Here is a 10,220-nt window from a genome sequence, read left to right on the forward strand (position 1 = left end):
AGCGGGGCGTTCCACGCGACGTTCGACAGGCCGGCAGCCGGCCACCGGTCCACCGACCGGGAGGGGGGCGGCACCGGCCGACGGAGGGAGACGCTGGGTGATCGAGCTGGAAGACGTTCCCGAGTTGATCGACCCGGTGATGATCTGCGCCTTCGAGGGCTGGAACGACGCCGGCGACGCCGCCTCGGCCGCCGTCGGCCACCTGGACGACACCTGGGGCGGCAAGGTGTTCGCCGCGCTCGACGCCGAGGACTACTACGACTTCCAGGTCAACCGCCCGACCATCTGGCTGGACGGCGGCGTACGGCGGATCACCTGGCCGACCACCCGCCTGTCGGTGGTCCGGGTCAACGAACCCCGCACGCGCGACCTCGTGCTCGTCCGCGGCATCGAACCGAGCATGCGGTGGCGCTCCTACTGCAACGAGCTGCTCGGCTTCGCCCACGAGCTGGGCGTCGAACTCGTGGTCATCCTCGGCGCACTCCTCGGGGACACCCCGCACAGCCGCCCGGTGCCGGTCAGCGGCGTCACCTCGGACGCCGCACTGGCCCGCAGGCTCGACCTCGAGGAGAGCAAGTACGAGGGCCCGACCGGCATCGTCGGCGTCCTCCAGGAGGCCTGCGCGCACGCCGGGGTGCCGGCCGTCACGCTCTGGGCCGCCGTCCCGCACTACGTGGCCCAGCCGCCGAACCCCAAGGCCACCCTGGCCCTGATCAACAAGCTGGAGGACCTGCTCGACCTGCGGATCCCGCCCGGCGAGCTGGGCGAGGACGCCCGCGCCTGGCAGCTCGGCGTGGACCAGCTGGCCTCCGAGGACAGCGAGGTCTCCGAGTACGTCCAGCAGCTGGAGGAGGCCCAGGACACCGCGGAGCTGCCGGAGGCGTCCGGCGACGCCATCGCCCGGGAGTTCGAGCGCTACCTCCGCCGTCGCGAGAACCTCGGCCCCACCGGCGAGAAGCCCGTCTCCGGCCACGCCACGGCCGAACGCCCCGAACCCCCCGAGTCCAAGCCCGACAAGGACGACGAGGACGAGGACGACGACAAGGGCGAGGACGAAGAGGGCTGACCCCAGGGGCGGTCGAGCCCACGAGTCAGGTCAACCACTGAGGGGCGCGGTGACTGCGCGCCATCGGAAGAAATCCGTTGATTGTCTTCCGATGGCGCGCAGTCCCCGCGCCCCTGTTCCGTCCTGCCCGAATTACAGCGCCACGCCGAGGAGGGCGTCGACGGTGCGGGAGACCAGGCCCGGGGCGCCGGTGTCCTCGCCGCCGTCGGCGGCCTGTGCGGCGGCCCAGCGGTCCACGGCCGCCAGTGCGGCGGGTGCGTCGAGGTCGTCCGCCAGGGCGGCCCGCACCTCGGCGAGCATCCCCTCCGCCGCCGGCCCGTCCGGCCGGGAGACGGCCGCGCGCCATACGGCGAGCCGTTCCTCGGCCTGGGCGAGGTCGCGCTCCGTCCACTCCCAGTCGGCACGGTAGTGGTGGGCGAGCAGGGCGAGCCGGATCGCGGCCGGGTCGACGCCCTCGCGGCGCAGTGCGGAGACGAACACCAGGTTCCCGCGGGACTTGGACATCTTGTGCCCGTTCAGCGCGACCATCCCGGCGTGCACGTACGCCTGGGCGTAGGGGTGCTCGCCGGTGACGACCTGGGCGTGGGCGGCGCCCATCTCGTGGTGCGGGAAGGAGAGGTCGCTGCCGCCGCCCTGGATGTCGAACGACATGCCGAGGAACTTGAGGGCGATGGCGACGCACTCGATGTGCCAGCCGGGCCGGCCGTGGCCGAGTTCGGTGTCCCAGGCGGGTTCGCCGGGGCGGGCGGAGAGCCAGAGCAGGGCGTCGAGCGGGTGCTTCTTGCCGGGGCGCTGCGGGTCGCCGCCGCGCTCGGCGAAGACCGGCAGCATGGCTTCGCGGTCCATCCGGGAGACCTCGCCGAAGCGCGGGTCCGCGTCCACGGAGAAGTAGATGTCGCCGTCCAGCTCGTAGGCGGCGCCGGTGGCCAGCAGCTGCTTGACCAGCGGGACGATCCACGGGATGGATTCGACGGCGCCGATGTAGTGGGCCGGGGGGAGCATCCGCAGGGCGGTCATGTCCTCGCGGAAGAGGGCGGTCTCGCGGGCGGCGAGCTCCGTCCAGTCCTGTCCGGTGGCGACGGCGCGCTCCAGGAGCGGGTCGTCGACGTCGGTGACGTTCTGTACGTAGAGGACGTCGTGACCGGCGTCCTTCCAGACCCGCTGCACCAGGTCGAAGGTGTTGTAGGTGGCGGCGTGGCCCAGGTGGGTGGCGTCGTACGGGGTGATGCCGCAGACGTAGAGGCGGGCGGTCGGGCCCTGGGGCACGACCTCGCGGACACTGCTCGTGGCGGTGTCGAAGACACGAAGGGGGAGCCCCTGACCAGGCAGGGCGGGAACCTCGGAGGCGGGCCAGGCATGCATGGTTCTGACTCTAACCGGGCGATCATTTGAAAGGCTAACCAGTACTCGGGATCGGCCGGATTCCTTCCCTGGGCGGAACGAACCCTTCCGCACCTGCGGCCTCCGTCGCCCCCGCGGCCCCTGCATCCGAAGGCCCCCGGCCGGTGTCAGACCGGCGGCCAGGGGATGGACGGCCAGTGCGGCGAGGGCAGCGGGTGGCGTCCGGTCTTCAGCAGGGCGTCGACCCGCCGGGCGGCGGCGTCCAGTTCGGCGGCGGTGAGGTGCGGCCGCAGCCGCTCCCCCAGCGCGCCGGTCAGGTCGGCGGCGAGCCGGCCGAGCACCTCCACGGCCTCCGCTGTGAGCGGCTGTTCGGCCCAGCCCCAGAGCAGGGTGCGCAGCTTGTCCTGGACGTTGAAGGTCACCCCGTGGTCGATGCCGTAGATCCGGCCGTCGGCCGCGGGTATCCAGTGGCCGCCCTTGCGGTCGGCGTTGTTGAGCACGGCGTCGAGGACGGCGAGCCGGCGCAGCCGCTCGTCGTCGCGGTGGACGAGCAGGGCGGTGCGGCCGCCCTCGATCTCGGCGCGGACGATGGGCAGCCAGCCGTCCTCGGGGCGGTCCGGGTCCTGCAGGTCGAGGAGTTCGGGGGCCGCGGGGTCGGGTTCGACCCAGAGTTGGACCATGCCGGGCCCGGCCGGGCCGTCCCGCAGCACGGTGGGTGGGACGAGCGCCCAGCCGGTGGCGGCGGCGACCTCGTAGGCGGCGGTCTCCCGGCCGGCCAGGGTGCCGTCGGGGAAGTCCCAGAGCGGGCGTTCGCCTGCGACGGGCTTGTAGACGCAGGGGGCGGTGGTCCCGTCCAGCGTCACGGTGCAGTAGAGGACCGCGTTGGAGGCGTCGGTGAGCCGGCCGTGCACGGCGAGTTCGCCGCCGCGCAGCAGGGCGAGGGCGGTCGGGGCGTCTGCGGCGAGGGCGGCGCTGGTGACCGGGTCGGTGCCCGGGAGCCCGTCCGCGCTCAGCGCCGGTAGCCGTTCGCGCGCGGGCACAGGTGGCCCTCCGGGTCCAGCGGCAGGTTGCAGAAGGGGCAGGGCCGGCGGCCGGCGGCGACCAGTTCGAGGGCGCGCTTGGCGAAGACCCGGGCCATGGCGCCGGTGAGCCGTACCCGCAGCATGTCGGGGCCGTTCTCGTCGTCCTCGTAGAGGTCGGTGTCGTCCTCCTCGGCGTCCTCGACCAGGGCCTGGGCCTCGACGACGAGGCGCTCGTCGACGCTGTCCCAGGCGAGCGCCATGGTGCCGACCCGGAACTCCTGGTCGAGCGGCAGGTCCAGCGGGGCGCTGTCGAGCAGTTCGGCGGGGGCGACGGCGGGGATCGACGCCGAGCCGCCGCTGCGCCGCAACGCCTCGTCGAGGACTTCCTCGACGCGCTCGGCGAGCGCGGCCACCTGGGCCTTCTCGAGCAGCACGCTGGTGATCCGGCCCCGGGCGCTGGCCTGCAGGTAGAACGCCCGGGATCCGGGCTGGCCGACGGTGCCGGCCACGAACCGCTCTGGCTGGTCGTAGAAGAAGACCTGACGGGGCACTCTCTCGCTCCGGATCGGGATCGGACGGGGGCTCATCGGCCACCCTACGACGTGCGCCGCGGGGACGCGGCGACCGGTGTGTCAGCCGGTGCCGCCGACCACGGCGTCGCCGGCGGGCACCTCGGAACGCTCCGCCTTCGGGGCGAGCGCGGCGAGGCCGCCGGTGTCGCCGAGGCGCAGCAGGAAGGGGCGGTGGGCGGTGTAGCGGATCGCGGTGACCGAGCACGGCTCGACCGAGATCCGCTGGAAGTGGTCGAGGTGCAGGCCGAGGGCGTCGGCGACCACGGCCTTGATCACGTCGCCGTGGCTGCAGGCGATCCAGAGGGCGTCCTCGCCGTGCTCGGCGGCGACCTTGGCGTCCCACTCGCGGACGGCCTCGACGGTGCGGTGGCTGAGGTCGCGCAGCGACTCGCCGCCGGGGAAGGCGGCGGCGGAGGGCTGGTCCTGGACGGTGCGCCAGAGCGGTTCCTCGGCGAGTTCGCGCAGCGGACGGCCGGTCCAGTCGCCGTACTTGCACTCGCCGAGCCGCTCGTCGACGGCCGGGTCGCCGAGTTCGGGGCGGGCGGCGAGCAACGGGGCGAGGGTCTGCCGGCAGCGCTCCAGCGGGCTGCTGACGGCGTGTGCCAGCGGCAGCCCGGAGAGTCGGCCGACGAGGCCCGCGGCCTGCTCGCGGCCGGTGTCGTCGAGGTCCACGCCGGGCGTCCAGCCGGCCAGGACGCCGGCGGTGTTGGCGGTCGAACGGCCGTGGCGGACGAGCAGCAGCGTGGGCATGCGGCCTAGCGTACGGCCTGCGTGCCGGGTGGGGCACGGGTGCCCATCGGGTGTGCGTTCAAGGGATGTGATGACCGTTCGGGCACGGGCGCGGAACAATGGCGGCATGATCGTCGATTGCGCCACCTATCGGGACGGCCGCCGGGTGGAGGGGCCCGCGGACTTCTCGGACGCGCTGGACGCCGTGCGGACCGCCGGCGACGGCTTCCTGTGGATCGGGCTGTACGAGCCGACTCCGGAGGAGCTGGACCTGGTCTCCTCGGAGTTCTCGCTGCACCCGCTGGCGGTGGAGGACGCCCTGACGGCCGCGCACCAGCGCCCCAAGATGGAGGTCTACCCGGACGCGCTGTTCACCGTCGTCAAGACGCTGGGCTACCGCGAGTCGGACCGCTCGGTGGAGACCGGCGAGGTGCTGGTGTTCGTCGGCGACTGCTTCGCGATCACCGTGCGGCACGGGAAGGCGACCCCGCTGGGCGGCATGCGCAAGGAGCTGGAGGACCGGCCGGGCCTGCTGCGGCTGGGGCCGGCGGCGGTGCTGTACGCGGTCTGCGACCTGGTGGTGGACAGCTACCTGGACCTCTCCGCGATGCTGCTGTCCGACCTGGACGAGCTGGAGGCGGACGTGTTCGCCCCGGGGCGGACGCGCGGCGTCGCCGAGCGGATCTACGCCTTCAAGCGGCAGGTGGTCGCCTTCCGGCGGGCGAGCGCGCCGCTGCTGGACCCGGCCGGCCGGCTGGTGCGCGGCGGCGTGCCGTTCGTCCCCGACGCCCTGCAGCCGTACCTGCGGGACGTGCTCGACCACCTGACCAAGGCGAACGAGCAGGTCGAGGCGCTGGACCGGTTGCTGTCGGACATCCTGAGCGCCAATCTGGCCCAGGTGAGCGTGCAGCAGAACAACGACATGCGGAAGATCTCGGCCTGGGCGGCGCTGGTGGCCGCGCCGACGATGATCGCCGGCGTCTACGGCATGAACTTCGAGCACATGCCGGAGCTGCGCCAGTCCTGGGGCTACCCGGCGGCGCTGGGACTGATGGCGGTGGTCTGCCTGGTGCTGCACCGCCTGTTCAAACGGGCCGGCTGGCTCTGACGGGCGGGCGGGGCGGGCGTTCGGCCCGCCCCGCCGCGGGGATCAGGCCAGGCCCGCGCGCTCCAGCGCCTCCACACCGGTGCGCAGGGCGGTGATCCGCTCCTCCAGGGTGAAGCCGGCCGGGGCGAGGGTGAGGGTGGTGACGCCGGCGTCGGCGTAGGCCTGCATCCGGTCGGCGATCCGCTCGGTGGTGCCGAGCAGCGCGGTGGCGTCGATCAGGTCGTGCGGGACGGCGGCGGCCGCGCCGGCGTAGTCCTTGGCCAGGTACTTCTCCTGGATCTCGTCGGCGGCCTGCTCGTAGCCCATGCGGCGGGCGAGCTGGTTGTAGAAGTTCTTCTCCTTGCTGCCCATGCCGCCGATGTAGAGCGCGGCGTAGGAGCGCTGGCCGTCGGCGGCGGCCTTGACGTCCTCGCCGACCGAGATGGCGACGGTCGGGCAGAGGTCGAAGCCGTCCAGGGTCTGCCCGGTCTTGGCGCGGCCGGCCTTCAGCGGGTCGATGGAGAGCGCGGCGTGCTCGGGGGCGAAGAAGATGCCGAGCCAGCCGTCGGCGATCTCGCCGGTCTGCTCCAGGTTCTTCGGGCCGATCGCGGCGATGTACAGCGGGATGTGCTCGCGGACGGGGTGCACGGTCAGCTTGATCGGCTTGCCGGGGCCGCCGGGCAGCGGCAGCGTCCAGTTGGCTCCCTCGTGGACGACCCGCTCGCGGGCCATCGCCTTGCGGATGATCTCCACGTACTCGCGGGTGCGGGCCAGCGGCTTGTCGAACTTGACGCCGTACCAGCCCTCGGAGACCTGCGGGCCGGAGACGCCGAGGCCGAGCCGGAAGCGGCCGCCGGAGAGGGTGTCCAGGGTGGCGGCGGTCATCGCGGTCATGGTGGGGGTGCGGGCGGGGATCTGGAAGATCGCCGAGCCGACGTCGATCCGCTCGGTCCTCGCGGCGACGAAGCTGAGGACGGTCGCCGCGTCGGAGCCGTACGCCTCCGCCGCCCAGCAGACCGAGTAGCCGAGGCGGTCGGCCTCCTGGGCCACCGCGATGTTGTCGGCGTCCATGCCGAGTCCCCAGTAGCCGAGGTTGATGCCCAGTCGCATAGCCGGCCCACACCTTCCGTTCGATCGGTACGGCGAGCGTAGCCGCGCCGCCGACAGCCAGGCTACCGGCGGGTAGCTGTGGTCTGCGTCACCCTGACGCGCGGGTCCTCCATCACGCCGCGTGCCACGGCCGCTACGCTCTGCCCCCGTGGGGGCTCTGTCCCCACCTGCGGTTTCCAGCCACGACGGAGGGCCCTCCCGATGGAACAGCGCCACCTCGGCAGAACGGGCCTGAGAGTCAGCCGGCTCGGTCTCGGCACCATGACCTGGGGCCGCGACACCGACGAGCAGGAGGCCGCCGAGCAGCTCAAGGCCTTCGTCGACGCCGGCGGCACCCTCGTCGACACCTCCGACGAGTACGCCGACGGCGGCGCCGAGTACCTGCTCGCCCGGCTCACCGGTGGCCTCGTCCCCCGCTCCGACCTGGTCATCGCCACCAAGGCCGGCGCCCTCCCCGGCCCCGGCCGCCGCCGCGACGCCTCCCGCGGCCACCTGCTCGCTGCACTCGACGCCTCGCTGCACCGCCTCGGCACCGACCACGTCGACCTCTGGCAGGTCGACGGCCACGACCCGGCCACCCCGCTCGACGAGACCCTGCACGCCCTCGACATCGCCGTCGCCTCCGGCCGCGCCCGGTACACCGGCGTCTGCGACTTCAGCGGCTGGCAGCTCGCCAAGGCCGCCGCCTGGCAGCACGGCCACCCCGGCCGGGTGCCCCCCGCCGCCGCCCAGCTCGAGTACTCGCTGCTCCAGCGCGGCCTGGAGCGCGAGGTGCTGCCCGCCGCCCTGGACGCCGGGGTGGGCCTGCTCGCCTCCTCCCCGCTCGGCCGCGGCGTGCTCACCGGCAAGTACCGGCACGGCGTCCCGCCGGAGTCCCGCGGCGCCTCCCCGTACCACGCCGCCGTCGTCCAGCCCTACCTCGGCGAGCGCTCCCGGCGGATCGTGGACGCCCTCGCCACCGCCGCCGACGGGCTCGCCAGCAGCCCGCTGAAGGTCGCCCTCGCCTGGGTCCGCGACCGGCCCGGCGTGGCCGGCGTCCTGGTCGGCGCCCGCACCGCCGCCCAGCTGCAGGCGGCGCTGTCGGCGGAGGCCCTTACGCTTCCGGGTGAGATCCGCGGTGCGCTGGACGACGTCTCGGCGCCGGTGCACCGCTACCCGGACCAGGGCTGGACAGAGCTGTGACCGCCGGCCGTGAGGAGACATCGATGACGCAAGCGGAGCACCCCGCCCCGGACCGGCAGGCCGAGGCGGTCGCCGCGCTCGCCGAGGCGATCCGCGCGGCAGGGGCGTCGTCGGGGCCGGCCGCCGAGGCCGCCGCCCCGGCCGGGCCGCGCACGGACGACCAGCACGCCGCCGCACTCGCGGCCGCCGCCGAGGTACTGACGGCCGGCGGCGCCCCCGCCGACCTCGCCGCACCCGCGGTGGCAGCGCTCGGCGAGGGCGCGGCCGGGGAGCTGCGCAAGGACCCGTGGGCCGTCCTCGCCCTGCCCGGTGTCCGCCCCGAGCAGGCGGACGGCTTCGCCCGCGGGCTGCTGGGCGCCGAGGCCGGCCCCGGCGACCCGCGCCGGGCCGCCGCCCTGGTGCCCTGGCTGCTGGAGCAGGCCGCCCTGCGGGGGCACTCCGCCCAGGAGATCGGCGAGATCGTCACCGGCCTCGAGCGGCTCGGCCTGCCCGACCCGGCCGCCGCCCTGCAGGAGGTCGTGGTGGTCGGCCGGGTGATGGCCTTCCAGGAGGAGCTGCCCGGTCACCACGGCAGCAGCGAGGAGGAGCCTCCCACCCGCACCATGCTGGCCCTGGAGCGCCTGGCGCTGGCCGAGGAGAGCCTCGGCGAGGGCCTGGTCCGGCTGCAGTCCACCCTCGTCCCCGGCACCGACGCCGAGGACACCGGCCCGGCGGCCGGGGCGGACGAAGACACCGAGGCCGAAGCCGGACCCGGCGAGCACCGGCCGGCCCCCGGCCCCGCCGCCTGGGAGGCCGCCGCCGAGGCCGCACCCTCCTCCTCCGCCACCGCGCTGATCCGCGCCGCCGCCGACAACGCCCTGGTCGCGCACACCGGCGGCGAGGCCTCCCGCGCCGAGCTCGCCGCCCTGCTGCGCGCCGCCGACGGCCTCGGCCTGCGGGCCTGGGCCGGCACCTGGACGGACCACGGCCGCGGCGTGCTCGCCGCCCTGCTCGCCGGCTCCCCCGCCGCCGACCGGGTCGCCACCCTGGCCGACCTGCTCGGCACGGCGGGCCCCGGCCGCACCGAGGACGGCACGCTCGCCCTCGACCTGCTGGTCGTCCCGGACGCCCAGCTGCTCGACGCCGAGTTCGCCGCCACCCTGCTGGAGGCGCTCGCCGACGGCACCCGCCTGGTGCTCAGCGGCGACCCGGCCCAGCTGTGGTCCGCCGGGCCCGGGCGGTTCCTCGCCGACCTGCTGGCCGCCAAGGCCTGCCCGGCGGTCGCCTCCCGCACCCCCGACCCGGGGCCGATCGGCGAGCTGGTCTCCGGCATCTCCGTCGGCGAGCTGCAGCCGGTCGACGCCCCGGAGAAGGAGGTGGTCGTGCTGGCCGTGCAGGACGCCGGCGAGGCCGTCCACCGGGCCGTCCAGCTGCTCGGCGACTCCATCCCGCGGGCGCTCGGCATCCCCGCCGAGCAGGTCGTGCTGCTCACCCCCGGCCACGGCGGCGGCGCCGGCACCCGGGCCCTGAACGCGGCGGCCAAGGCCCGGCTGAACCCGGGCCCCGGCGCCTTCGGCGGCTTCGACCCGGGCGACCGTGTCGCCTGGTCGCCCGTCCCGGGCACCACGCTGCCCGGCCGGGTGGTCGACGGCGACTCCACCGGTCTGCACGTCGAGCTCTCGGACGGCACCCGGCTCACCCTCTCCCCCGCGCAGACCGCCCGGCTGCGGCACGGCTGGGCGCTGACCGCGCACCAGGCCGTCGGCCGGCGCTGGCCCGGCGTGGTCGCCGTGGTGCCCGGGGACGCCGTGGCGGGCCTCACCCGCCAGTGGGTGTACACCGCCTTCGGCCGGGCCGAGCAGCACCTGTCCGTGGTGCACGCGGCCGGCCCCGCGCTCGCCCAGGCGGTCGCCGAGCGGCCCGCCGCACCGCGCACCACCCGCCTGCGGGCCATCCTGGCGGAGCAGGCCGGCCAGGAGTACTGAGCGGCGCCCGGCCCGACAAGGGCGCGAGTGCAGGAGGGGCGGGGCCGACGGCCCCGCCCCTCCTGCACTCGCGCCTCCGGGTCTGCACTCGCGCCTCCGGGTCGTCAAACCCCCCGCCCGGTAAGCACAGCCGCCGCCGGGTCAGCG

At 75.0% G+C, this 10,220-nt stretch carries 9 protein-coding genes; 4 read left to right on the forward strand and 5 right to left on the reverse strand.

Features of this window, described 5'->3' with window-relative positions; all coding sequences use genetic code 11:
• Positions 1-97: 97 nt before the first annotated feature.
• Complete coding sequence (locus AB0M03_RS34700) at positions 98-1,066, forward strand: PAC2 family protein (RefSeq protein ID WP_363499387.1); 969 nt, start codon at positions 98-100, stop codon at positions 1,064-1,066.
• A 132-nt stretch (positions 1,067-1,198) separates the two neighbouring features.
• Here AB0M03_RS34700 and mshC read toward each other — a convergent pair whose 3' ends face one another.
• The 4 genes from mshC to AB0M03_RS34720 all read right to left on the reverse strand — a co-directional run bounded on the left by mshC (position 1,199) and on the right by AB0M03_RS34720 (position 4,751).
• Positions 1,199-2,428, reverse strand: coding sequence for a cysteine--1-D-myo-inosityl 2-amino-2-deoxy-alpha-D-glucopyranoside ligase (gene mshC, locus AB0M03_RS34705; RefSeq protein WP_363499389.1), 1,230 nt, complete (start codon positions 2,426-2,428; stop codon positions 1,199-1,201).
• 146 nt (positions 2,429-2,574) lie between these two features.
• Positions 2,575-3,342 carry an SCO1664 family protein gene (locus AB0M03_RS34710; RefSeq protein WP_363499402.1) on the reverse strand — a complete coding sequence of 256 codons (768 nt, stop codon included), beginning with the start codon at positions 3,340-3,342 and terminating at the stop codon, positions 2,575-2,577.
• Between the two features lie 74 nt (positions 3,343-3,416).
• Complete coding sequence (locus AB0M03_RS34715) at positions 3,417-3,980, reverse strand: DUF3090 domain-containing protein (protein ID WP_363499391.1); 564 nt, start codon at positions 3,978-3,980, stop codon at positions 3,417-3,419.
• Positions 3,981-4,061: 81 nt separating this feature from the next.
• On the reverse strand, positions 4,062-4,751 hold the full coding sequence (locus tag AB0M03_RS34720; RefSeq protein ID WP_363499393.1) for a histidine phosphatase family protein: 690 nt from the start codon (positions 4,749-4,751) through the stop codon (positions 4,062-4,064).
• Between the two features lie 106 nt (positions 4,752-4,857).
• Here AB0M03_RS34720 and AB0M03_RS34725 point away from each other — a divergent pair, with 106 nt between their 5' ends.
• On the forward strand, positions 4,858-5,838 hold the full coding sequence (locus AB0M03_RS34725; protein WP_363499394.1) for a magnesium and cobalt transport protein CorA: 981 nt from the start codon (positions 4,858-4,860) through the stop codon (positions 5,836-5,838).
• A gap of 42 nt (positions 5,839-5,880) precedes the next feature.
• Here AB0M03_RS34725 and AB0M03_RS34730 read toward each other — a convergent pair whose 3' ends face one another.
• Positions 5,881-6,927, reverse strand: coding sequence for an LLM class F420-dependent oxidoreductase (locus AB0M03_RS34730; RefSeq protein WP_363499396.1), 1,047 nt, complete (start codon positions 6,925-6,927; stop codon positions 5,881-5,883).
• 201 nt (positions 6,928-7,128) lie between these two features.
• Here AB0M03_RS34730 and AB0M03_RS34735 point away from each other — a divergent pair, with 201 nt between their 5' ends.
• Both AB0M03_RS34735 and AB0M03_RS34740 read left to right on the forward strand, forming a co-directional pair.
• Positions 7,129-8,109 carry an aldo/keto reductase gene (locus tag AB0M03_RS34735; RefSeq protein ID WP_363499398.1) on the forward strand — a complete coding sequence of 327 codons (981 nt, stop codon included), beginning with the start codon at positions 7,129-7,131 and terminating at the stop codon, positions 8,107-8,109.
• Positions 8,110-8,132: 23 nt separating this feature from the next.
• Positions 8,133-10,073 carry an ATP-binding domain-containing protein gene (locus AB0M03_RS34740; protein ID WP_363499400.1) on the forward strand — a complete coding sequence of 647 codons (1,941 nt, stop codon included), beginning with the start codon at positions 8,133-8,135 and terminating at the stop codon, positions 10,071-10,073.
• Positions 10,074-10,220 lie beyond the last annotated feature (147 nt).

It is taken from the genome of Kitasatospora sp. NPDC051914, from assembly GCF_040680995.1.
Classification (GTDB): domain Bacteria; phylum Actinomycetota; class Actinomycetes; order Streptomycetales; family Streptomycetaceae; genus Kitasatospora.